Source organism: Myxococcus sp. AB036A (genome assembly GCF_006547355.1).
GTDB lineage: Bacteria > Myxococcota > Myxococcia > Myxococcales > Myxococcaceae > Myxococcus > Myxococcus virescens.
This window is the reverse complement of record NZ_VHLC01000132.1, coordinates 1-21137: the sequence shown is the minus strand read 5'-3', so window position 1 is coordinate 21137 and position 21137 is coordinate 1. Positions and strand designations below refer to the sequence as shown.

Sequence of the window (21137 nt, the reverse complement as noted above, 5' to 3'; positions counted from 1 at the left end):
GGGGGGGCTCGGGGACGCCTGGGTGCAGGTCGTGGGCGACGTCGTCATCGCCACTGGCCTCGTGTACCTCAGCGGTGGCTCCGACTCGCCCCTGACGTTTCTCTACAGCCTGGCCGTCATCGGCGCGTCGGTCGTCCTGGACCGCCGAGGCGCGCTCTGGGCTGCTGCTGCGTCTGCCCTGTGTTTTGGGGCCTTGGTCATGGGCTCACGACTCCTGGACGGCGCGTCTGGTGGGTTGATGCCGCCCACGCGGGTGCTTTTCGTCCTGGGCAGCAACTCCCTGGCCCTGGGCCTCATCGCTGTGCTGTCGGGCTATCTCTCACGTCAGCTCTCCGCGACAGGTGGCGCCCTGTCTGCTCGCGAGGCGGACCTCCAGCGGTTGGGGCGGCTTCAACAGCAGATTCTCTCCTCCATGCCGTCGGGACTGGCCACGTGTGATGCGCAGCGCCGCGTGACGTATGTCAATCCCGCCGGTTGCGGAATCCTCCAGGTCGACCCCACGCAGGTCGCTGGCGTCGAAGTCGAAGCGCTTCTTCCTGGCGTTTCGGTCCTGGCGCCTCGATCTCCTCGCAGTGAATTGGTGGTGGGAAAGGGCGCGAAGCGGCGCATCCTGGGGCTGTCGGTAACGCCACTGGAGGGGGAGCCCGGGGCTTTGCTCATGGTCTTCCAGGACCTCACCCAGCTCCGCCGGATGGAGGATGACCTGAAGAGGGCCGATCGGCTCGCCAGCCTGGGCGCACTCTCTGCGCAGCTGGCGCACGAACTGCGCAACCCGCTGGCGTCCATGCGTGGCTCGGCGCAGTTGCTGGCGCAGGATGCACGGGATGACGTTGCCCAGAAGCTCACCAACATCTTGATGCGCGAGTCGGATCGTCTGGCACGGCTCGTCGAGGAGTTCCTGCGCTTTGCTCGTCCCCCGGTGCCCAGCTTGCGGAGGGTTCCACTTGCCTCGCTCGTGACGGAAACCATGGACATGCTCCGGGTGGATCCACTGGCACGTGACGTACGGGTCGAAGTCACCGCGCCCGAGCCTCTCCCGGTCTCGGTTGACCCGGATCAGCTGCGGCAGGTGCTCATCAACCTCGTGCGCAACGGTTTTCTGGCCGCAGGCCCGCGCGGTGAGGTGAAGGTCGCGCTGACTCGGAGCGAGAATGAGGCGAGAATCCGCATCTGGGACTCGGGGGGGAGCATCACGGAGGAGATGATGGGGCACTTGTTCGAGCCGTTCTTCACCACACGCGATGGCGGCACGGGGCTGGGGTTGTCCACCGCGCACTCCATCATCCGGGCCCACGGAGGTTCCATCCGGGTGCGCTCGAACCGTGATGAGGGGACCGAGTTCGTGGTGGGGTTGCCGCTGTGACATCCGTACAGGGAGGAGACCTGGGGTCGCGCGGCCACATCCTCGTGGTCGATGACGAACTGTCCATGCGTGAGTACCTCGAGCTGTTGCTTCAGCGGGAGGGGTACTCGGTGACGAGCGTGGCCGGTGTGAAGGCCGCATGTGATGTGCTGGCCCTGGACGGGGTGGACCTGGTCATCTCCGACTTGAAGCTGGGCACGGGCAGTGGCCTCGACGTCCTGCGGGCGGCCCGGGCCCGGTCGGCTTCTCCCGAGGTGGTGCTCATCACTGCCTATGGCACGCCCGCGGCAGCGGTCGAAGCGATGCGGGAAGGCGCTTACGACTACATCTGCAAGCCCTTCGACAACGAGGAGTTGCGGCTCCTGGTGCAGAAGGCGCTGGAGAAGCGAACGCTCCGTCAGGAGAACAGTGGTCTCAGGGCGCGGCTGTTTCCCGGCCTGGATGGCGCGGTGGGACAGAGCGAGCGCATGCAGGCGGTCTGGGCCTTGGTGGAGAAAGTCGCTTCCGGCCGCAGCACGGTGCTGGTGACGGGGGAGAGCGGGACGGGCAAGGAACTGGTGGCGCGGGCCATCCATATGCGCGGCACTCGAGCCGCGCGTCCCTTCCTGCCCTTCAACTGCGCGGCGTTGAACGAGGGGACGCTGGAGAGCGAGCTCTTTGGGCATGTGAAGGGGGCATTCACTGGCGCGACCACCGACCGCTCTGGCCTCCTGGTGGCCGCAGGCGATGGCACCGTCATGTTGGACGAGGTCGGGGAGATGCCGCTCGCGACGCAGGTGAAGCTGCTTCGTGTGCTCCAGGAGCGGAAGGTGAAGCCGGTCGGCAGCGCCGCGGAGATTCCCTTCCAGGCGCGTGTCATCGCGGCAACGAACCGGCGGCTCGAAGCCGAAGTAAAGGCCGGACGCTTTCGTGAGGACCTCTTCTACCGGCTCAACGTCATCACGTTGGAGCTGCCTCCGCTGCGCGAGCGTTCCGGCGACGTGTCGCTGCTGGCGAACTACTTCCTGTCCAGACTGTCGGAGGAGTTGGGGCGACCCGGTCTGCGTTTCTCCCCCGAGACACTGGGGCTATTGGAGCGCTATCCCTTCCCAGGCAACGTGCGGCAGCTGCAGAACATGGTGGAGCGGGCCGCGACCCTGTCGGATTCAGACCTCCTGGGGCCCTCCACGCTTCCACCCGCAGTGAGGGGCGATACAGACCCCGCCGTGCGTCCCGGGGAGGGCAGTGAGCCAGGGCTGGGGGCGGGCTTCAACCTGGAGCGGCATCTCGACGACAGCGAGCGGCGCTATCTCGTCGCGGCGATGAAGCAGGCCGGGGGCGTGAAGACCCGTGCTGCGGAGTTGCTGGGCCTTTCGTTCCGTTCATTCCGCTACCGGTTGGCCAAGCATGGGCTGACGGATGACTTGGAGCCCGGGAGCGCTTCGGATGCGTAGGCTGATCGACAGTTATCGTCAGCATCACTGCCGAATTTTGTCAGCCCTGGACCCATCCTCGCCGAGGGGATTGTTCCAAGCCTTGAGAATTGGGGGGCTTGGCGTGCGCACCTGGGTTGGCATGCGTAGTGCTAATCCCATCCGCGGGCGCAGTGCCCCCCGTTGCAACCTTCTCTGAGGACCCCCATGCGCGTCTCGCGATTCAACCCCCGCAACCGTGGCTTCACGCTCATCGAGCTCATGATCGTGGTCGCCATCATCGGCATCCTGGCCGCCATCGCCATCCCGAACTTCATCAAGTTCCAGGCCCGCTCGAAGCAGTCCGAGGCGAAGACGAACCTCAAGGCGCTGTACACCGCGCAGAAGTCGTTCTTCTCCGAGAAGGACCGTTACTCCGACTTCGCCAACGAAATCGGCTTCGCGCCGGAGCGCGGCAACCGTTACGGCTACCGTGTGTCTGCTGCGGCCGGCGATTGCGAGGTGCGCAATGCGGCTGACCTTCCGGTGCCTGCTGCCGGCGTTCCGTGCATCTCCAACGACTCGTTCCGCTTCGGTGCCAACAGCGCCATCGACGATCCGACCCCGATTGTCGCCCGCTTCGTGCCCCAGGGCGCTGCCGGGTGGAACACGACCCTCGGTGTGCAGCCGACCATCGCAGACTGCCCCAACTGCAACTTCTTCGCTGGCGCGCGTGGCAACGCGGACAACGAGGCGACCTTCGATGACTGGGTGATCGCCGGCTTCGAGGGCTCTGGCCAGGTGGGTCCGTGCTCCGAGGCGGGTAACGTTGCCTCCGGCACCCCCTACAACACGCGCAACGACGTCGCCTGCGACGGCGCGGCCCAGTAACTCGCATTCCTTCAGTGGAATGAGCAGTGGAGGGTCCACTGTTCTTCGGGCCGCTCTCCCCCAGGAGGGCGGCCTTTCTCAATTCTACAACCCCAGGGAACTCATGCGGAGCGTCGTGCTGTGTCTGGCTGTATGCGCCATCGCAGTGATGGCAGAGAAGCCGGCCAAGCCATTGCGGACGAAGGATGGGCCCATCCTCCCCCGGCGAGAGTTCCTCGAAATCGTGGGGGCGGCGCAGAAGCCGTTGTTGGCCGACTTCTACTGGCTCCAGTCCATCCAGCAGGTCGGCCGCGCGAACACGGACACGGAATACAGGGACGTGTTCTTCTACGCGGATCTGGCGACGGACCTCGATCCCAAGTTCAGGTACGTCTACGAGTGGGGCGCCATCACCACCCCCGTCAACGTGGGGCGGGACGAATGGGTGAACACGGACCTGTCATCCCGGCTGCTGAGCAAGGGGCTGGTTGAGTTCCCGGACGACCGCCGGTTCCTGTTCCAACTGGCCTACAACAAGATGACGTATGACAGGGACTACAAGACAGCTGCCGACCAGCTCATGAAGTTGTCGAAGTACCCTGAGACGCCCCCCTATCTGCTGCAACTCGCCACGCGCCTCTATGCGCAGGCTGGCAACATCGATATGGGGCTTCAGCTGGCGCAGATGCTGCGTGACGGTGCGGAGGACGACGAGTCACGAGCCTTCTACGAACACCGCATCAAGGAGCTGCTTCGAGAGCGCTTGCTGACGCAGATCGACGAGGCTGTTGCGGCCTACCAGCGTGACCGGGGAGAGCGCCCCAAGGCGGTCCCTGTCCTGGTGCGCGCGGGCTACTTGAGGGCCATGCCCGTAGATCCGCTGGAGGGACAGTTCTTCATCGACAGGCAGGGGCGCGCGCGTTCCACCTCGGGAATCTACAGGTTGGAGATGTTCGACCAGAAGAAGAAGGATGAGCTGCGGGAAGACATCGCGGCGGGTGGCATTCAGTTCGACCTTCCGGAGGAGATGCCATGACAGTCGCGGGCGCGTCGGATCCGAACCTGCCAGTTTCCATCCGGGGGTTGTCCAAGACGTACAAGGTGGGCTTCTTCCTCAACAAGCAGGTCAAGGCGCTCCAGGGGCTGGACCTTGAGATTGCCCCAGGCCAGGTCTACGGACTGCTGGGGCCGAACGGGGCGGGCAAGTCCACGACCATCAAGATTCTCATGGGGCTGGTGCGGGCCTCGCAGGGGCAGGCCTTGCTCTTCGGAGAGCCACCAGATCGGCCGCATGTTCGGCGGCAAGTGGGCTTTCTGCCGGAGAACCCTTCGCTTTATGAGTACCTCACCGGGCGTGAGTTCGTGACGTTGGCCGGGCGCATCTTCGGCCTGAGCGGTCATGAGTTGGATCAGCGCGTAGATCGGGTGCTCGGCGATGTGGGGATGGGGCGCGCGTCCGACTTGCAGATTCGCCGCTACTCCAAGGGCATGGTGCAGCGTACGGCGCTGGCTCAGGCGCTCATCAGTGGGCCTCGCTTGCTGGTGCTGGATGAGCCCACCTCCGGTTTGGATCCGCTGGGGCGCCGGCAGATGCGGGACTTGATCCTGGCCGAGCGCGCGAAGGGGACGACCATCCTCTTCTGTACGCACATCATCTCGGATGTCGAATCGCTTTGTGACCGAGTGGTGGTGCTGGTGGGGGGGCGGAGGGTCCAGGAGGGCAGCGTTCAGGACTTGGTGTCCGCGAAGGCCCCATCGGTGGAGATGGTGGTGCACGGGCTGCCACTGGAGGTGCTCCAATCTCTGGGATTCAGCTATGAGCACGCGCAGCAATTGGACAGTCGCGTGCTGTTGCGGATCCCGGACGCTGATTCGCATGGGCTGCTGCAGACTGTCATCAGCAAGGGCGGGCGTGTCAGCCGGGTACAGCCCGCGCGCTTCTCCTTGGAGGACCTCTTCCTGGAAGCGATGAAGCAGGCAGGTGGGCAGACCGTGGGCGGGGAGATTCAGTAATGGGGGCCTTCGCTGCCATGGCGTGGAATGGGTTCCGCGAGGCGCGTCGCAACCGGGTGACGGTGCTGGTCGCCGCGTTCGCCCTGCTACTCCTCCTGGCCACGACGCTCGTCACGGAGGTCACGGTCAGCACCTTCGACAGGGTGGTGACGGACTTCGGTCTGGGGGTGATGAGCCTGCTGCTCGTCTTCCTCTCCATCTACCTGTCGTCCGGGCTCATCAGCCGGGAAATCGAGCGAAGGACCATCTTCTTGATGGTGTCCAAGCCGCTGTCGCGAACCCGGTTCTTGCTGGCCCGGCTTGCTGGCAACATGCTGACTCTGGGCGTGTTGCTGGTCGCGATGACGCTGCTGTTCTGGGTGCAACTCGTCCTTCACCGCTCACCCATCACCCAGCCGCAGCTGGCTGCGCTCGGAGGGCTCTACCTGGAGTTGTTCGTCCTCACCAGCGCCGGGTTCCTGATGTCCACTTTCGCCAGCCAGCTTGTCTCCGCGCTGGTGACAACGGGGTTGTACTTCGCGGGGCACCTCTGCTCGGACATCTACAACCTGGGGGCCGCGTCGAAGGTGGAGCTCATCCAATGGGTCAGCAAGGCCACCTACTACGCCCTGCCCAACCTGGAGCGACTGAACTTCCGGCCGCGTGCGACCTATGGCATCGAGGTGACGGCGGTGGAGCTGGGCTCGGCCACGCTCTACGCACTGGGGTGGGGAGCACTTTTCTGCGTGCTGGCTGCGATTGTGTTCGAGCGGCGCGACTTCCGCTGAAGCTCGGGTAGGATGCGTCCCCTGTGACGCATTCTTCCCTGCCGGGATACTTCGGGCCCCTGTTCGCCGTGTTCCTGTTCGTGCTCGGCTTGTGCGTGGGCAGCTTTCTCAATGTCGTCATCGCGCGGGTTCCGCTGGACCAGAGCATCGTGCGACCACGCTCGCGATGCCCTCGGTGCGGGCACGTCCTGGCGTGGTACGAGAACATCCCGTTGCTGTCCTGGCTGGCGCTTCGGGCGCGCTGTCGGGGCTGCGGCGCGCCCATCTCCGTGCGCTACCCGTTGGTGGAACTCCTGACAGGGCTCCTGTTCTTCGCGTGCCTGCGCCGTTTTGGCTGGACGTACGAATTGGTGCCGGCGCTGGTGCTCGTATCCTTGCTGGTGCCGCTCGCCTTCATTGACCTGGACCATTGGATTCTGCCTCTGTCCATGACGGTGCCGGGAATGCTGGCGGGGATTGCCCTGGCGTTCCCCCTGGGGATGGACGCCTTCCGTGATGCGCTGATTGGTGCGGCAGTGGGCTTTCTGTCCTTCCGGATGATGGAGTACGTCGGATGGAAGGTGTTCCAGCGAGAGGCGCTGGGCGCGGGGGACAAGTACCTCGTTGCCATGCTCGGAGCCTTCCTGTCGTGGCGCGCGCTGCTGGGCGTCCTGTTGTTCGCGTCCATGCAAGGGGCCGTGGTGGGCATCCTGATGCTCTTGGCGACAGGGCGCGCTGGACCTCGGACGGAGAACACCCAGGATGAGCCGGCGGGGGATGCGCCCCCGCTCACGATGACCTGGGAGTTCACGCAGCCGGGCCTCCCGCTCTGGAAGCGGTTGCTGTTGGTTCCGGTGTGCCTGCTGGTCCAGCCCATCCCTGATGCACCCTTGGACGACGAGGGTGAGGAAGAAGAATGGGTCCCGGAGCGCACCAGCATTCCCTTTGGACCTTGGCTGGCGCTCGCGGGGCTGGAGCTCCTGTTGCTGGGGCCGTGGCTTTACCGGGTGCTGCCTGCGGATATCGCCATGATGCTGGGCGGCCTGCCATGAGTGGTACGGGGATGCGATGAAGTGGCGGATTGCCAGCGTCGCGTTCCTGCTGGGGGCTCTGTCGTCGGGGCTCACCTGGCTGTCCGTACAACCGGTACTCCTCCGGCTGTTGGACGCGCTCCGCCGCTGGGTCCCCGAAGGAAGCGCGGAAGAAGCGACGCTGGCTCGTGTGCAAGGCCTCCTACCCTGGGTGTTGGGGCTCGACCTGGTCGCGTTGACGGTCCTCACCTACGTGGTGCTGGACCTGATGGTGGGACGCCCGCTGCGCCGCACCGAGGCGGTGGTCGAGCAGTTCGGTCGGTTGGACTGGGAGGCGCACCTGGTTCCGACCCAGGGAGGAACGCTGGTGTCTCGCATCCAGCGCGCCCTGCAGCGGATGGCGGAGGCGCTCCGCGAGGAACAGGCGCTCACTCGCGCGCAAATGGCGTCTTTGCGCGCGTCGCATGCCCAACTGGCTCGCACGCAGACGGAGCTGGTTGCTTCGGAGCGCATGGCCACAGTCGGACGGCTGGCCGCGGGCGTCGCCCACGAAGTAGGCAACCCGCTGGCGGGAATCCTGGGCTACGTGGCACTGGCGCGTGTCAAGGCGGACACGCCGGAACTGAAGGACTTCCTGGAGCGTATCGACCACGAAGTGCAGCGCATCGACCGCATCATCCGGGGCTTGCTTGACCTGGGACGCCCCGGTGCCACGTCGCCAGGGCCGGTAGAGGTCGGCCCGGTGGTAGAGACGTGTGTGCGCCTGGTTCGTGCCTCCCCTGAGCTGTCGGGCGTGACGGTGACGCTCGACCTGGAGCCTGGGGCGCTTGCACGCACGGACGCAGGTCCGCTCTCGCAGATTGTCATCAACTTGCTGCTCAACGCCGCCCAGGCCATGGGGGGGCAGGGACGTGTGCGGGTTGCCACGCGACAGGCGGCGGGTGAAGTTCGTTTGCTCGTGGAGGATGACGGGACGGGCATCCCCGAGGACGTCATGCCGCGCCTGTTCGAGCCCTTTTTCACGACCAAAGGACGTGAGGGGACGGGATTGGGACTGGCGGTGTCGCAGCGCCTGGCGCAGGTCATGGGCGGCAGGCTCGAGGCAGAGAACATCCCCAGTGGTGGAGCCCGCTTCACCGTGTGCTTGCCCGTACCCTGAGGAAAATGCTTGCGTCTTCGGGCCAGAAGCTATCGGCCCTGTCGCGGGTAGGCGATGATGTGCGGAGACGGCCATGCCCCTGTTCCGCACCATTCTCGTTGCCGATGATGAGCCCTCCATCCGGCACATCCTCACGTTGGTGCTCACCGGCCACGGTTACGAAGTGCGCGCGGTGGCCGATGGCGAGGACGCGCTGAAGGAACTCGCCGCGCGTGACTACGACGTGCTGTTGTGCGACGTGCGCATGCCGAAGAAGGATGGCCTCGTCGTCCTGCGTGAGGCCCTGGCTTCGCACCCCGCGCTGACGGCCGTAGTGATGAGCGCCTACGGCTCGCAGGAACAGGCGCTCCAAGCCGTCGCCGCGGGCGCGTTCGACTACGTCCAGAAGCCATTCAAACCGGACGAAATCGTCTTCGTCCTTCGAAAGGCGGAAGAGCGGGAGCGGCTGGTTCGCGAGAACCGGCGGCTGAAGCAGGCCAGCCTGCCTTCAACGCCCGGGGGGCACATCCTCGGAGAGAGCCCGGCGCTGCATGCGTTGCTGCGCCAGGTCGCGCGGCTCGCGCCGGTGGACACCACCGTGCTCATCAGTGGCGAGAGCGGCACCGGGAAGGAGCTCATCGCGCGGGAGCTTCATGTTCGCAGTCCCCGCGCGCCCATGTCTTTCGTCGCGGTCAACTGCGGTGCCATTCCCTCCGGCCTCATCGAGAGTGAGCTGTTTGGCCACGCGAAGGGCGCCTTCACGGACGCACGCACCGCCAAGAGAGGCCTCTTCGCGGAGGCCGACGGGGGCACCCTCTTCCTGGATGAGGTGGGGGAGCTTCCCTTGGCCGCCCAGGTGAAGCTGCTGCGTGTCCTCCAAGAGGGAGAAATCCGGCCGGTAGGGGAGAATCGCGTCGAGAAGGTCAACGTGCGTGTGGTGGCAGCCACCTTGCGCGACCTGTCTCGCCTGGTCGCGAAGGGGGATTTTCGTGAGGACCTGTACTACCGCCTCAACGTGGTGAACCTCCGCGTCCCTCCCCTGCGGGAGCGCCGTGAGGACGTGCCACTGCTGGCGCGAGCCTTCATCGCTCGGTTCAACCGCGAGCTGAACCGAGAGCCTCCCGTCGCCGGGCTCACCGCAGAGGCCGAGGCGCTCCTGAAGTCCTACGCATGGCCTGGAAACGTCCGTGAGTTGGAAAACGCCATGGAGCGTGCCGTGTTGTTGGCGGACGAGCCGCACATCCTTCCTGCGAACCTGCCCGAAAGGCTGTGGGCCGCGTCCCCACCTGTCCCTCATGGCGAGAAGCAACATGGGGAGCCGGTGCTACAGGGTGGTGGTGACCTGTCGCTCAAGCGAGCCATCCGGGAGCTGGAAGAGTCCTACATCCGAGCCGCCTTGCGAAAGACGAAGGGCAACCGCACCCGGGCCGCGGAGTTGCTGGACATCAGTCACCGGGCGCTCCTCTACAAAATCAAGGAGTACGGCATTGATCCGGATGCTGAGGCGGAGCGCGGGTGACGTGCGGGGCCGGTCCAGGAACCGGACTGCCGGCTGGCATTTGACGGAACGCGCCGGAGGCCGGAAAATCGGGCCTCCGCGACGGTGTTGAGGGGCCCGGCGCAGTTGGGGTGGTGCGAGGCTCCCGTCCGTCCGGAGGGCAGGCGGGCTCCAGGCACTTTTTAGGAGGGGTTGACGGCCAGTGCTACGCTGGCTGCCTCTCGACGGAGTCACGCATGGCGAAGGGCAAACTGGTACTCGGCCTGGATATCGGATCGACGTCCATCAAGATGATTCTCCTCAAGGAGCAGCGCAAGCGCGGCGAGGTCATCTATGCGCTGCAGAGCTTCGGGATGAAGCCGCTGCCTCCGGAGGCCATCGTCGACGGCGCGCTGATGAACTCCACGGCCATTGTCCAGGCCGTGCAGGACCTGATGTCCGAGCTGAAGGTGAAGGGCAAGGACGTGGCCATCGGCGTGTCCGGCCACTCGGTCATCATCAAGAAGATTCAGATGCCTCGCATGTCCCAGGATGAGCTCGAGGAGAGCATCCAGTGGGAGGCGGAGCAGTACATCCCGTTCGATGTGAAGGACGTCAACATCGACACGCAGATCCTCGACGGCGGCGGCAACGACGCCACGGGACAGATGGACGTGCTGCTGGTCGCGGCAAAAAAGGACATGATCAACGACTACACCACGGTGGTCTCCGAGGCGGGCCTGGCCCCGGTGGTGGTGGACGTGGATGCCTTCGCCGTCCAGAACATGTTCTCCGTCAACTATGACGTGCCGGAGCGCGAGACGGTGGTGCTCATCAACGCGGGCGCCTCGGTGGTGAACATCAACATCATCTCCAACGGCGCGACGGTGTTCACGCGCGACGTCACCATCGGCGGCAACCAGTTCACCGAGGAGATCCAGAAGCAGCTGAACGTCTCCTACGAGGAGGCCGAGGCGCTGAAGATCGGTGGCAACGGCGCTGACGCGGACGCGGTGGTACCGCAGGACGTGGAGCGGGTGCTCTCCAGCGTCGCCGAACAGGTCGCGGGCGAAATCCAGCGCTCGCTGGACTTCTACGCGGGTACCGCGGCCGACTCGAACTTCAGCAAGGTCTACCTGTCGGGCGGCACTGCGAAGATTCCCGCGCTGTTCAAGACCATCGAAGCGCGCACGGGTGTACCGGTGGAGATCCTCAACCCCTTCCGCAAGATCGAAGTGGATAACCGGAAGTTCGACCCCGCGTTCATCATGGACGTGGCGCCCATGGCGGCGGTGGCCGTGGGACTGGCGCTGCGGCGCCCGGGCGACAAGCTGGCTTGACCGGACCACCCTCTGGAGACGACGCACATGATGATTCGCATCAACCTGCTGCCCGTCCGGGCGGTGAAGAAGCGTGAGATGGGCCGGCAGGTGCTGGTCCTCTTCGCGGTGGTCCTGATTGGCGCTGGCGTTGCCAACTACCTTTGGTACGACGACCGACAGAGCGAGCTTGAGGCGCACCAAGCGGGCGTCGCTTCAACCAAGGCGAGGATTGCCGAGCTGGAGAAGATCATCGGCGAGGTCAAGAACATCAACACCCGGAAGGCCGAAGTGGAGAAGAAGCTGGCCGTCTTGGATGCGCTGCGCAAGGGCCGTAGCGGGCCTGTTCGCATGATGGACGCACTCGCGTCTGCGACACCCAAGAAGGTGTGGGTGAAGACGTTCTCGGAGAACAACAACGCGGTCTCCATTGATGGCTCGGCCGTCAGTCATGACGAAGTCGCCGAGTTCATGCGGGGACTCAACGGCGTGGTGTGGACGCCCAAGGGCATGGGGCGCCTGGTGGACCGGCGCCGGGACAGCAAGACGGCACGAGTCGAGATGCTCACCTCGGATGCCACGATCGAAGAGTTCCCGGATGCGCAGGTGTCCCCGTTCTTCAAGAACATCGATCTGCAGACTGCCAAGCAGGTTGGCGGTGCGCAGGTCGGGGTCCCGATCCTGGTCGAGTTCAAGATCACGATGACTTCCAACTACGCCATCTGACAAGGCTGCCCGTCATGGACAAGTACCTGGATCAATTCGTCAAGGCGCCGCCAGCCATCAAATTCGGGGGCCTGGCGTTCGTCGTCGGTGCCCTCACGGCCGCCAACTTCTTCATGGTCATCCAGCCCACGGAGGAAGAAATCGGTTGGGCCGTGGCCGAGCGCCGCAAGCTGGACCTGGAACTGGCGGACAAGAGTGAGATTGCTCAGAACCTGAATGAGCGTCGGCGCGAGATGGACGTGCTGGAGCAGAAGCTCTCGGAGGCGCTCACGGAACTTCCGGAGCAGCGTGACATCGAGGAGCTGCTCGCGCAGATCAACGACATCGGGAAGAAGAGCGGTCTGGAACTCTCCAGCGTGACCCCTGGCAAGGAGTCTGTCGGGGGAGGGGAGTTCTTCGCACGCATCCCCATCAAGATGACGGTGAGCGGCAACTACCACGAGATTGCGCTCTTCCTTCAGGAGATGGCCAACATGCGCCGCATCGTCAACGTCAACAACATCAAGTTCGACTCGGCCAAACTCAAGAACGAGAAGGTCGTCTTGCAGAGCGAGTTCCAGGCCACGACGTTCCGGTTCGTCGAACAGAAGGCCGCTGCGTCGACCGCGGGCAACTCGAACTCGAAGAAATAGAAACTTGATCCGCTCAAGAAGTAGGGCGACAAGGGGAGTGAGGATGAAGACGTTCAAGGCCACCATGACCACCGCGATGCTCGCACTGGTGCTTGCTGCGTGCGAGGAGCCGCCGGCTCCTGCGCCCCCGCCTGCAAAGCCCAAGGCTGCGGCGGCAGTCCCTGTGAAGGCGGCCCCCACCGAGACTGGTGCGCAGGCGGCTCCCTCCTACAGCTATGTGTACAACCCGGTGGGGAAGCGCGACCCTTTCCGGAGTCCGATCGACGAGCTGGGGCCGGTGAACGCCAACCCCGTGGCCGCCTGCAACGAGCCCCTCTGCTCGTTCGACTTGGATCAGCTGAAGCTCGTTGCCGTGGTGACCGGGGATGCAAGCCCCGTCGCGATGGTCGAAGACCCGGCCGGACGTGGGCACATCGTGCGTCGCAACACTCGCATGGGACGTCAGGGCGGCAAGGTCACTCAGATTCTTCGTGACTCGGTGACGGTGACAGAGGTGTTCTCCGGCAACGGAGAGATCATCAAGAATCCGGTGACACTGCAGTTGAAGCCTGATGCGAAGCAGGACCCCGCCTACAACATGATGACGGGCAGGAACTACGGAGAGTAGCGCCCTCCAAGGCGCTCCCGCGGGCGGTGGCCCGCTTCCAACTTGTTGAGGGGACGCATGCTCGAGGAGAGCGCTGTGACGAGGGGCAAGTGGATGTTGGCGGCCGCATGGGCGGTCGTTCTTGTGGGCGCCAGGGTGCATGGTGCCGAGCTGAATACGCTGCGGGGACTTGATGTGTCCCGCACGGGCTCGGGTGCCCAGGTGGTGGTGACCGGCACCCGGCCACCGACCTTTACCGTGTTCCGGCTGAGCGGGCCGGAGCGCCTGGTCGTGGACCTGTCGTCGGCGGATGCGACCGGCATCAAGGGACACCACGAGGGCTCTGGACCGGTTTCCGGTGTCGTGGCGTCCCAGTTCTCTGATCAGCGCGCGAGCGTTGGCCGGGTGCTGCTGGCGCTGGACAAGGCGTCTCAGTATGACGTGCGCGCGGACGGAAACCGGGTCGTCATCTCCGTGGATGGCACCTCGCAGTCCGTTGACGCGAAGCGCGCCGAGACGCCGGCCAGGACAGAACGCGTGACCGCGTCGGTGGAGGCGAAGCCACACCCGGTCGTCGCCTCGGCTCCGGCCAAAGTGGTGAAGGCTGAATCAGCGGCAGTCCCCAAGGCCGCGCTCCCGGAAAACGTGGTGGCTGCCGAGGCTGATGAGCGGGAGGTGTCGAATCCGGCCCAGCACATCACTGCCATGTCGTTCGCGGACGATACGCTCAGCATTCGTGCGGATGGTGACATCGCCCGCTACGAGGTGCTGGAGCTTGCCGACCCGCCTCGGCTCGCGGTCGACCTGTTTGGCGTCGGCCTCGCGACGCGTGCTCCTCGCGTGAAGTCGGGGGCGCTGCGCGATGTTCGTGTGGGCGCGCATGCAGACAAGGTTCGCCTGGTGCTGGACGTGCGCGGGACGATGCCTGCCTACCGAGTGGACCGCGCGAACCGTGGCCTCGAGGTGGTGCTTGGACGCGCGGTTGCGCGGAAGGCTGCGCCGGCCGTTGAGACCCAGGCAGTCGTAGCCTCCGTGGCAGAGGTCGAGCCGCTGCGTCAGGCGCCTGTGAAGTCCGACGCCTCCCCCGTGGTCGAAGTGAAGGACGTTCGCTTCGAGGAGAGCAGCTCGGGGGGCCGCATTGTGATGAAGCTGTCGGGCACCTCCGCGTGGAAGGTGGACCGGCCGGATCCTCGCAGCGCGGTGCTGACGCTGGACAACGCGCGCCTTCCGAAGAAGTTCGAGCGCAGCCTCGACACCAGCGCGTTGGATACGCCGGTGAAGATGATCAGCGCCTTCAGTGTCCCGGGAGCGGGCGGCAAGGTGCGTCTTGTGGTGGCCGCAGATGGTGCCATTGAAGAAAAGGTATCCCAGAGCGCGGGAACGCTGTCGTGGCGTCTGGATGTGAAGGGCGTGAAGACGGAGGAGGTGGCCGTGGCTCAGCGCACCGCTGGCTTCACCACCGAGGCGCCTGCCTACGCCGCAGAGGGCGCGCCCCAGCAGGCCCGCTACCGTGGGAAGCGCGTATCCTTCGAGTTCAAGGACATCGACATCCAGAATCTCCTCCGCGTCATTGCGGAGATCTCCAAGAAGAACATCGTGGTGGCGGATGATGTCAGTGGCAAGGTGACCATCCGCCTGCGCAATGTCCCCTGGGATCAGGCGCTGGATCTCGTCCTCCGTACCAAGGCGCTGGGCAAGGAGGAGTTCGGCAACATCATCCGAATCGCTCCCCTGAAGACGCTCGAGGAGGAGGCCCGACTGCGTCAAGAGCGCAAGAAGTCGCTCCAGCAGCAGGAGGACCTGATGGTCAACCTCCTCCCGGTCAACTACGCCGTGGCTGCCGATATGGCGGCGAGGGTGAAGGACGTGCTGAGTGAGCGAGGTTCGGTGACGGTGGACCAGCGCACCAACGTCCTCATCGTCAAGGACGTGCGTTCCAATACGGAGCGCGCCCGCTCGTTGGTGCGCAGCCTGGATACGCAGACGCCGCAGGTGCTCATCGAGAGCCGCATCGTGGAAGCCAACACCTCCTTTAGCCGGTCGCTGGGCGTTCAGTGGGGTGGTCAGGCTCGCGCGGGACAGGCGACTGGAAACTCAACGGGCCTCATCTTCCCGAACAACCTGGCCGTGACGGGCGGCGTTACGGGGACCGGCGCAGGGCTTCCTGATAATCCGAACTTTGCGGTCAATCTGCCCACGGGTACTGGACAGGGTGTGGGCGGAGCCATGGGATTCACGTTCGGTTCGGCGGGCGGGGCGCTTCAGCTCAACCTGCGCCTGTCTGCGGCAGAGAACGAGGGCTCGGTGAAGACCATCTCCGCGCCGAAGGTGACGACGCTGGACAACAACACTGCTCGCATCAGCCAGGGTGTGTCCATTCCCTTCAGCCAGACGTCGGCGCAGGGTGTGAACACCACCTTCGTGGAAGCGCGTCTGTCGTTGGAGGTGACGCCGCACATCACCCAGGATGGCAGCGTTCTGATGTCCATCAATGCGTCCAACAACCAGCCAGACCCGTCCAGCACGGGTGCCAACGGTCAGCCTTCCATCCAGCGCAAGGAAGCCAACACCCAGGTGCTGGTGAAGGATGGAGACACGACGGTCATCGGTGGCATCTACGTTCGCCGAGGCGCAACGCAGGTCAATTCGGTGCCGTTCCTGTCGCGGATTCCTGTGCTGGGCCTGCTCTTCAAGAACAACTCGGAGACCGACACCCGGCAGGAACTGCTCATCTTCATCACGCCCCGCATTCTCAACCGGCAGACCATTGCGCAGACTCTGTAAGGGTTTCCCTTGCGTCCTCTTGCAGGAGAGCGTTCGCTCATGAAGAACTTCTATCTCGCGGTGCCGTTGGCACTGGCCATGACTGGATGCGTTGACAGTGCTCCAGACATCCAGCTTTTCAACGCGTTCATTCCGGATGCTTCCTGTGCGGTCAACCAGTCCGGGCTCGCCAGTCCGGGCGGGTCACTGGACCTCTCGACGTCGGGCCGCTACCTGGCTGCATTCCAGGTCCGGAACAGCCTCTCGACTCAGGAGGTCGTCGTTGGCGAAGCCCCCGTTACAGGCGGTGGCGACGAGTCTTCCATCTACGTCAACAACGTCGAGTTGAACTACGAAACGCAAGGTACGGGGCCGACGCTCAGGAGTGACGTCTACCCCTACTATTTCAACCTGCCAGCGAACGCGACGCAGAGCAGCAGCGCGGTCCTGGATCTGCTGGGGGCCAATGCGAGCGCTGACCTCGCCGCCTATTTCGGCGGTGGCGGCACTGCGCCCGTAAGCGTCGTCGTTCGGCTGAAGCTGATCGGTAAGACCGTCAACGGCAAGTCGACCGAGTCGAACGAGGCCACGTACCCCGTCACGTTCTACAAATCGGGCTTCGCTTGTGAGCCTGGGACGTGGCTTTTGGCCACCGGCCCCTGCGGGCTTCCGGGTGGGCAGGATGGATTCCCTCCCGAGTGTTCCGAGCCCGAGGACGAAACGTAGCCACCTCCTCTGCCGGGGCCCTTGACTGGGCCCCGGTCGTCTTTCTAAGAGCCTCTATCCATGTCCTTCCGCACGCACCTCGAGTCGGTGGTCAACCAGGTCGAAGGAGCCCTCGCGTGCAGCGTGATGGGCTTTGACGGCATCTCCGTCGACACCTTCCAGAAGGATGAGAGCGCCGAGCTGGACCTCAACGGCGCCTGGGTGGAGTACGCCAACCTCCTCACCCAGCTGCGCAACGCTGCGGAGACCCTCAAGACGGGCACCGTGAGCGAGGTCAGCGTCAACAGTGAGAAGGTGCTGACCGTGATGCGGCTGGTGTCACCGGACTACTTCCTGGTGCTCGCCCTCCACGCGGATGGCAACTTCGGCAAGGGCCGCTACGTGCTGCGCGTCACCGCACCCAAGGTGCGTGCCGAGCTCTAGTCGGGCGCCCGTCCAGCAGTCATCCAGGCGACGCTTCCGCCGCTGCTTTCCCCTTCCATGGAAGGGGCGCATGGGCTAGACACCCCGGACTTTTCAAGCTTTCGCTGCTGCGAGTCTGTAAGGAGTCGGTCCCCATGGCCGGTGTCATCGATACGTCCGAGTTCCGCAAGGGTCTGAAGATCGAAATCGACGGTGAGCCGTTTGAAATCGCCGATTTCCAGCACGTCAAGCCCGGGAAGGGCTCCGCGTTCGTGCGCACCACGATTCGCAGCCTCCTGACGGGCCGAGTGCTCCAGCCCACGCTGAAGTCCGGTGAGAAGGTGGGCAAGCCCGACATCGAGGAGAAGGACATGCAGTACCTCTATGTCCAGGGCGAAGAGTTCTACTTCATGGACACCCGCAACTACGAGCAGACCTTCCTCGGTGAGAAGGTGCTCGGGGAGGCGAAGAACTTCCTGAAGGAGAACATCAACGTCAGCGTCCTCTTCTACAATGGCAAGGCCATTGGTGTGACGCTGCCGAACTCCGTGGACCTCAAGGTCACCCAGTGTGACCCGGGCATCCGCGGTGACACCGTCTCCGGCGCGTTGAAGCCCGCCGTACTGGAGACCGGCTACACCGTCAACGTCCCGCTCTTCATCGAAGAGGGTGACGTGCTGAAGATCGATACGCGCGACGGCAAGTACCTGACGCGCGTGGCCACCAGGGGCTAGTTCGCAGCTCGGCAGCGACGCCGGAGGGAAGGGGACGCGAGATATGGCAACGAAGCGCAAGTCGACCCGGGCCCAGGCGCCCGCTCGGACGGAGGCCGCCTCGAGCGGTCCCGCTGACACGGGTGGCACGTCCCTGGACGTGGATGCCCTGCGGCAGATCGTGGAGATTCTCGAGTCCTCGGACGTCACGAGGCTGGTCTGGAAGCGCGGCGAGGAGAAGCTCTTCATCCGCCGCGGCCAGGGGCCCGAGACGACCATCGTCCACCACGCCGCGCCGGCTCCCGTCGCCGCGAGTGTCGGGGTGGAGTACACCGCCCCGGCCGCTCCTCGCGTTGTCGCGCCGCCGCCGGCCGCTGCTCCCGCGGCGCCGGCTCCGGCCGCCGAGAAGCCGGTGGAGAAGCCTGGCCACCAGGTGACGAGCCCCTTCGTGGGAACGTTCTACCGGACCCCCGCGCCGGACCAGCCTCCCTTCGTGGAGGTGGGCTCCATCGTGAAGAAGGGCCAGGTGCTCTGCATCATCGAAGCGATGAAGCTGATGAACGAGATTGAGTCCGAGGTCTCCGGCCGGGTGGCGGAAATCCTCGTGGAGAACGGCCGGCCGGTGGAGTTCGGTCAGGCGCTGTTCCGCATCGAAGTGGCCTGAAGATGAGGCTGGCGCGCCGCCCGTATCCCACGGGCGAGCCGCTCCTCATGACGGCCCTGACGGAGACACCCACGTGTTCAAGAAGGTGCTGATCGCCAACCGCGGGGAGATTGCCCTGCGGGTCATCCGCGCCTGCCGGGAGTTGGGCATCGCCACGGTCGCGGTGCACTCCACGGCGGACGCCAACGCGCTCCATGTCCGCTTCGCAGACGAGGCAGTGTGCATCGGCCCGCCGGCGTCCAAGGAGAGCTATCTCAACGTCCCGCAGCTGCTGTCCGCCGCCGAAATCACCCGCGCGGACGCCATCCACCCGGGCTACGGCTTCCTGTCGGAGAACGCCGAGTTCGCGGAGGTCTGCGAGAACTGCAAGATTCGCTTCATTGGCCCCCGGCCGGAGATGCTCCGGCTGATGGGCAACAAGGTGCGCGCCCGCCAGGCCGCGCGCGAGGCGGGACTGCCGCTGCTTCCGGGCAGCCCCGGCACCGTGAAGGACCCGCGTGAGGCGGAGGCCTTCGCCCGCGAGATTGGCTTCCCCGTCATCCTCAAGGCGGCCGCCGGTGGCGGCGGCAAGGGGATGAAGATCGTCCGCGAGCCGGGCGCGCTGGCGCAGGCATTCTCCACCGCCCAGGCGGAGGCCGTGGCGTCGTTCTCCAACGGCGACCTCTACATCGAGCGCTACGTGGAGAAGCCGCGCCACATCGAAATCCAGATTGTGGCGGACGAGCACGGCAACATCGTCCACCTCAACGAGCGTGAGTGCTCGGTGCAGCGCCGGCACCAGAAGCTCATTGAAGAGAGCCCATCGCCGGCGCTGACGCCGGAGCTGCGCAAGCGCATGGGCGAGGTGTCCGTGAACGCCATGCGCAGGCTCGCGTACAACAACGTGGGCACCATCGAGTACCTGCTCGACGAGCGCGGCGAGTTCTACTTCATGGAGATGAACACGCGCATCCAGGTGGAGCACCCGGTGACGGAGCTCGTCACGGGCGTGGACCTGGTGAGCGAGCAGATCCGCCTGGCCTATGGGGAGCCCCTGCGCTTCAAGCAGGAGGACGTCCAGATTCGTGGCCACGCCATCGAGTGCCGGGTGAACGCCGAGGACCCGATTACCTTCGCCCCCTGGCCCGGGAAGATTACCGGCTACAGCGTGCCGGGCGGCTACGGGGTGCGCGTGGACTCGGGCGCCTACGAGAACTACACGGTGCTGCCGTACTACGACAGCCTCCTGTCGAAGCTCATCGTCCACGCGGAGGACCGGGCCACGGCCATCCGCCGCATGCAGCGCGCCCTGGGCGAATACGTCGTGGAAGGCATCCGCACCAACATTCCGTTCCACCGGGCCGCGCTCGCGGAAGAGTCCTTCCAGGAGGGCAATTACGACACCCGGTTCGTGGAGCGCTTGCTCGCGAGCGAGACGGGCTCCCGGCGGCTGAAGAAGGCCGTCGAGGAGACGCCGTAGCACCCCTCCACGTGGTGTGAATTCCCGCTTGTCGGGCCGCTACGCAAGCAGGTGATCCGGCCCAGGGGGAGCCGGGCCGTTTCTTGACCCGCGTCGGAGCTTTCCGTTAGCCTCCGACACTCCCCCTTGCTGAGGATGGAAACCCGCGAAGTTCAAGGGGTTTCGGCCTGCTGGAAGCCCACCGCTCGATGGACAAGAACAAGATCATCGAAGCCGCCGCGAAGCTCGTCGCGAAGGGCGCCTACGACAAGGCCATCAAGGAGTACCAGAAGGTCCTGGAGGTCGACCCGAAGGACATCCGGGTCCTCCAGAAGATGGGGGAGCTGTACCAGAAGAAGAACGACAACCCGCAGGCCGCCCATTTCTTCACCAAGGTCGCGGAGAGCTACTCGTCGGATGGCTTCTTCCTCAAGGCCGTCGCGCTCTACAAGCAGGTCCTCAAGCTCAATCCGAACCTGCTGGAGGTGAACCTCAAGCTGGCGGAGCTTCACCAGCAGCTCGGGCTGATGTCCGAGGCGATGGCGTACTTCCAGATTGTCGCCAACCACTACGACAAGGCGGGCGACACGAAGTCGTCGCTCGATACCTTGAAGAAGATGGTGGATCTCGACCCGGAGAACGTGGCGTCGAAGATCAAGCTGGCGGAGCTGTACGCGCGCGAGAACATGACGCGCGAGGCGGCCCAGGAGTTCAAGCGCGCCGCCGAGTACCTCAAGCGCAACAGTCGCGCGGATGACTGGCTCCGCGTGGCCGAGCGGCTGTCCGCGCTGGAGCCGGACAACCTTCCGCTGGCGAAGGAGCTGGCCACGTCGTACCTGCAGCGCGGCGACCAGAAGCGCGCGCTGGCGAAGCTGCAGGTGTGTTTCAAGGCCGATGGCCGCGACGTGGAGACGCTCACGCTGCTGGCGCAGGCGTTCCAGGGCCTGGGCCAGACGTCGAAGACCATCTCTGTCTACAAGGAGCTGGCCAAGATTCATCAGGAGCGCGGCCGCGTCACCGAGGCCGAGGCTGTCTGGACGCAGATTGAAGTGCTGGACCCCGAGGACCCGGACCTGGTCGCGCGCCGCGCGCCCGAGCCCGCACCGGCGGCGCCCCAGCCCGCGGCGGCACCTCAGCCC

At 65.0% G+C, this 21137-nt stretch carries 20 protein-coding genes; all 20 read left to right on the top strand.

Annotated elements, in window-relative coordinates:
- A partial coding sequence (locus tag FL344_RS34305) for a nitrogen regulation protein NR(II) (protein ID WP_141621499.1) occupies positions 1–1363 on the top strand: 1363 nt, incomplete at its 5' end.
- Positions 1360–2796 (top strand): sigma-54 dependent transcriptional regulator, encoded by a 1437-nt coding sequence (locus tag FL344_RS34300; RefSeq protein ID WP_141621498.1) that lies wholly within the window; start codon positions 1360–1362, stop codon positions 2794–2796. The genes FL344_RS34305 and FL344_RS34300, both read left to right, overlap by 4 nt.
- Before the next feature lie 186 nt (positions 2797–2982).
- Positions 2983–3645, top strand: coding sequence for a type IV pilin protein PilA (pilA, locus tag FL344_RS34295; protein ID WP_141621497.1), 663 nt, complete (start codon positions 2983–2985; stop codon positions 3643–3645).
- Positions 3646–3793: 148 nt separating this feature from the next.
- Positions 3794–4660, top strand: a complete 867-nt coding sequence (locus FL344_RS34290) for an ABC transporter (protein WP_228565575.1) — start codon at positions 3794–3796, stop codon at positions 4658–4660.
- Complete coding sequence (locus FL344_RS34285; RefSeq protein ID WP_141621495.1) at positions 4657–5637, top strand: ABC transporter ATP-binding protein; 981 nt, start codon at positions 4657–4659, stop codon at positions 5635–5637. Before FL344_RS34290 ends, FL344_RS34285 begins: the two co-directional genes overlap by 4 nt.
- Positions 5637–6404 carry an ABC transporter permease gene (locus FL344_RS34280; RefSeq protein WP_140794789.1) on the top strand — a complete coding sequence of 256 codons (768 nt, stop codon included), beginning with the start codon at positions 5637–5639 and terminating at the stop codon, positions 6402–6404. Before FL344_RS34285 ends, FL344_RS34280 begins: the two co-directional genes overlap by 1 nt.
- Before the next feature lie 23 nt (positions 6405–6427).
- Positions 6428–7435: an A24 family peptidase gene (locus tag FL344_RS34275; protein WP_141621494.1), complete on the top strand. Its 1008-nt coding sequence runs from the start codon at positions 6428–6430 to the stop codon at positions 7433–7435.
- Between the two features lie 16 nt (positions 7436–7451).
- A complete protein-coding gene (locus FL344_RS34270) occupies positions 7452–8573 on the top strand; it encodes a sensor histidine kinase (protein ID WP_141621493.1) in 1122 nt (373 codons plus the stop codon).
- Between the two features lie 73 nt (positions 8574–8646).
- Entirely contained in the window at positions 8647–10071 is a 1425-nt protein-coding gene (locus tag FL344_RS34265) for a sigma-54 dependent transcriptional regulator (protein WP_141621492.1), read from the top strand.
- 215 nt (positions 10072–10286) lie between these two features.
- Positions 10287–11369 (top strand): type IV pilus assembly protein PilM, encoded by a 1083-nt coding sequence (gene pilM, locus FL344_RS34260; protein ID WP_174259356.1) that lies wholly within the window; start codon positions 10287–10289, stop codon positions 11367–11369.
- Between the two features lie 27 nt (positions 11370–11396).
- Complete coding sequence (locus FL344_RS34255; protein WP_141621491.1) at positions 11397–12074, top strand: PilN domain-containing protein; 678 nt, start codon at positions 11397–11399, stop codon at positions 12072–12074.
- A 14-nt stretch (positions 12075–12088) separates the two neighbouring features.
- The gene (locus FL344_RS34250) at positions 12089–12706 is read left to right on the top strand and encodes a type 4a pilus biogenesis protein PilO (protein WP_011555725.1); all 618 of its coding nucleotides are present in this window, start codon (positions 12089–12091) and stop codon (positions 12704–12706) included.
- A 43-nt stretch (positions 12707–12749) separates the two neighbouring features.
- Positions 12750–13313, top strand: coding sequence for a pilus assembly protein PilP (locus tag FL344_RS34245; RefSeq protein WP_171452328.1), 564 nt, complete (start codon positions 12750–12752; stop codon positions 13311–13313).
- 57 nt (positions 13314–13370) lie between these two features.
- Positions 13371–16076 carry a type IV pilus secretin PilQ gene (pilQ, locus tag FL344_RS34240; RefSeq protein WP_141621490.1) on the top strand — a complete coding sequence of 902 codons (2706 nt, stop codon included), beginning with the start codon at positions 13371–13373 and terminating at the stop codon, positions 16074–16076.
- Between the two features lie 39 nt (positions 16077–16115).
- Entirely contained in the window at positions 16116–16781 is a 666-nt protein-coding gene (locus FL344_RS34235) for a hypothetical protein (protein WP_228565574.1), read from the top strand.
- Positions 16782–16841: 60 nt separating this feature from the next.
- The gene (locus FL344_RS34230; protein WP_011555721.1) at positions 16842–17204 is read left to right on the top strand and encodes a hypothetical protein; all 363 of its coding nucleotides are present in this window, start codon (positions 16842–16844) and stop codon (positions 17202–17204) included.
- Between the two features lie 134 nt (positions 17205–17338).
- The gene (efp, locus tag FL344_RS34225) at positions 17339–17917 is read left to right on the top strand and encodes an elongation factor P (protein WP_141593732.1); all 579 of its coding nucleotides are present in this window, start codon (positions 17339–17341) and stop codon (positions 17915–17917) included.
- Between the two features lie 43 nt (positions 17918–17960).
- On the top strand, positions 17961–18560 hold the full coding sequence (accB, locus tag FL344_RS34220) for an acetyl-CoA carboxylase biotin carboxyl carrier protein (protein ID WP_141621488.1): 600 nt from the start codon (positions 17961–17963) through the stop codon (positions 18558–18560).
- A gap of 73 nt (positions 18561–18633) precedes the next feature.
- Entirely contained in the window at positions 18634–20019 is a 1386-nt protein-coding gene (accC, locus tag FL344_RS34215) for an acetyl-CoA carboxylase biotin carboxylase subunit (protein ID WP_090490324.1), read from the top strand.
- Between the two features lie 188 nt (positions 20020–20207).
- On the top strand, positions 20208–21137 hold a 930-nt coding region (locus FL344_RS34210), incomplete at its 3' end, for a lipopolysaccharide assembly protein LapB (RefSeq protein ID WP_141621487.1).

Coding starts and splice junctions, on each gene's coding strand:
- pilA (WP_141621497.1), top strand. CDS start 2,983: ATGCGCGTCTCGCGATTCAACCCCCGCAACCGTGGCTTCACGCTCATC.
- FL344_RS34290 (WP_228565575.1), top strand. CDS start 3,794: ATGGCAGAGAAGCCGGCCAAGCCATTGCGGACGAAGGATGGGCCCATC.
- FL344_RS34285 (WP_141621495.1), top strand. CDS start 4,657: ATGACAGTCGCGGGCGCGTCGGATCCGAACCTGCCAGTTTCCATCCGG.
- FL344_RS34280 (WP_140794789.1), top strand. CDS start 5,637: ATGGGGGCCTTCGCTGCCATGGCGTGGAATGGGTTCCGCGAGGCGCGT.
- FL344_RS34270 (WP_141621493.1), top strand. CDS start 7,452: ATGAAGTGGCGGATTGCCAGCGTCGCGTTCCTGCTGGGGGCTCTGTCG.
- FL344_RS34265 (WP_141621492.1), top strand. CDS start 8,647: ATGCCCCTGTTCCGCACCATTCTCGTTGCCGATGATGAGCCCTCCATC.
- pilM (WP_174259356.1), top strand. CDS start 10,287: ATGGCGAAGGGCAAACTGGTACTCGGCCTGGATATCGGATCGACGTCC.
- FL344_RS34255 (WP_141621491.1), top strand. CDS start 11,397: ATGATGATTCGCATCAACCTGCTGCCCGTCCGGGCGGTGAAGAAGCGT.
- FL344_RS34250 (WP_011555725.1), top strand. CDS start 12,089: ATGGACAAGTACCTGGATCAATTCGTCAAGGCGCCGCCAGCCATCAAA.
- FL344_RS34245 (WP_171452328.1), top strand. CDS start 12,750: ATGAAGACGTTCAAGGCCACCATGACCACCGCGATGCTCGCACTGGTG.
- pilQ (WP_141621490.1), top strand. CDS start 13,371: ATGCTCGAGGAGAGCGCTGTGACGAGGGGCAAGTGGATGTTGGCGGCC.
- FL344_RS34235 (WP_228565574.1), top strand. CDS start 16,116: ATGAAGAACTTCTATCTCGCGGTGCCGTTGGCACTGGCCATGACTGGA.
- FL344_RS34230 (WP_011555721.1), top strand. CDS start 16,842: ATGTCCTTCCGCACGCACCTCGAGTCGGTGGTCAACCAGGTCGAAGGA.
- efp (WP_141593732.1), top strand. CDS start 17,339: ATGGCCGGTGTCATCGATACGTCCGAGTTCCGCAAGGGTCTGAAGATC.
- accB (WP_141621488.1), top strand. CDS start 17,961: ATGGCAACGAAGCGCAAGTCGACCCGGGCCCAGGCGCCCGCTCGGACG.